Genomic DNA, 1,434 nt, shown 5'->3' on the forward strand with positions numbered 1-1,434 from the left:
TGAACTGAACCCAAAAAGTTAGACATAGAAGCTTAGGCTGCTACTTGGGCATGAATTCGGTACTGTACCGGACTCATGCCTTTTAATTTTGCCTTAATCCGTTTGTGGTTATAGTAATATATATAATTCTCTAATTCTAGTTTGAAATGCTCCATACTCTCAAATTCTTTTAAGTACAGTAATTCAGACTTTAATAAGCCAAAGAAATTCTCCATGACTGCGTTATCTAGGCAATTCCCTTTTCGGGACATACTCTGTATGATTCCTTTTTCTTTTAAGGCGTGTTGATAATGCTTCATGCGATAATGCCAGCCTTGGTCGGAATGCAAAATAGGAGTGTCTCCCTCATTTAGTCGGCTAAAAGCTTTATCCAACATCTCTGATACCAGGCGATAAACAGGACGTTTTTCTATGTTATAAGCGATGATTTCCCCGTTGTATAAATCTAAAATGGGGGATAAATATAACTTCTCTCCATGAAGGTGGAATTCTGTCACATCTGTTACCAACTTCTCATTTGGCTTTGATGCTTTAAAATCACGTTCTAAAATATTAGGAGCTACTTTCCCAATATTTCCGCGGTAAGATTGATATTTTTTCATACGCACGAGACATTTTAATCCCATTTTATTCATCAATCGTCTCACTGTCTTATGATTTATTTTTAATCCCCGATTACGTAATTCCAATGTAATGCGGCGGTATCCATATCGTCCTTGATGTTCATCAAAAATCCCCTGAATCAACTCTTTAGTTTCCTTATACTTATCTGGACGATCCATTTGTTTTACCCAATAGTAATACGTACTACGCGCAATTCCAGCGACCTTTACTAGATCAATTACTTTAAATTCATGCCTTAATTCATATATTATTTGCGCTTTGTTTTCTTCTGTAATTTTTCCTTTTCTTGAATTAAGGCTTGTAACTTTTTTAAATATGCATTTTCCATACGTAAACGCTCATTTTCAGCTCGTAACGCTTCAGACTCTTCGACTGACTTAGGTTTCTTTGTTTCTTTTTTCATGGATGGACGCCCCTTTTGTGTTGGTTTTAGGGCATCTATTCCAAGTGATTCGAAACTTTTTAGCCAATTTTGAATGGTACTATGTGTTGCGATGTTAAAAATTGCAGCCGTTTCCCTTATAGACGTCCCTGTCTCTTTTATATAATTTAGTACGTCTAGTTTAAACTCTGTTGTGTAGGATGTATAGGGTTTTTTAAAGGCACTTTCACCATGATATTCATATTGTTTAATCCAATTTAATAAGACAGTATGATCTACTCCTATGGATTTCGCAATTGTTTTTACCCCCTCGAATCCTTGTTGATAACGTATAATTGCTTCTATTTTTTCCTCTATATTAAATTTAGACATATAAAAACTGCACCTCCAATTGTTAGATGTGTGTCTAACAATTGGGGTGCAGTTCA

At 35.4% G+C, this 1,434-nt stretch carries 1 protein-coding gene; it reads right to left on the reverse strand.

Annotation, left to right across the window (positions count from 1 at the left end):
* Nucleotides 1-32 precede the first annotated feature (32 nt).
* Nucleotides 33-1,378 (reverse strand): IS3 family transposase gene (locus tag COD11_RS25760; RefSeq protein ID WP_098799740.1). Its coding sequence is split into 2 segments (ribosomal slippage): nt 33-922 and nt 922-1,378, totalling 1,347 coding nucleotides; the frame shifts between segments, so codons are not numbered across the junction.
* Nucleotides 1,379-1,434 lie beyond the last annotated feature (56 nt).

The organism is Bacillus sp. AFS040349 (assembly GCF_002577655.1).
Taxonomy (GTDB): domain Bacteria; phylum Bacillota; class Bacilli; order Bacillales; family Bacillaceae; genus Metabacillus.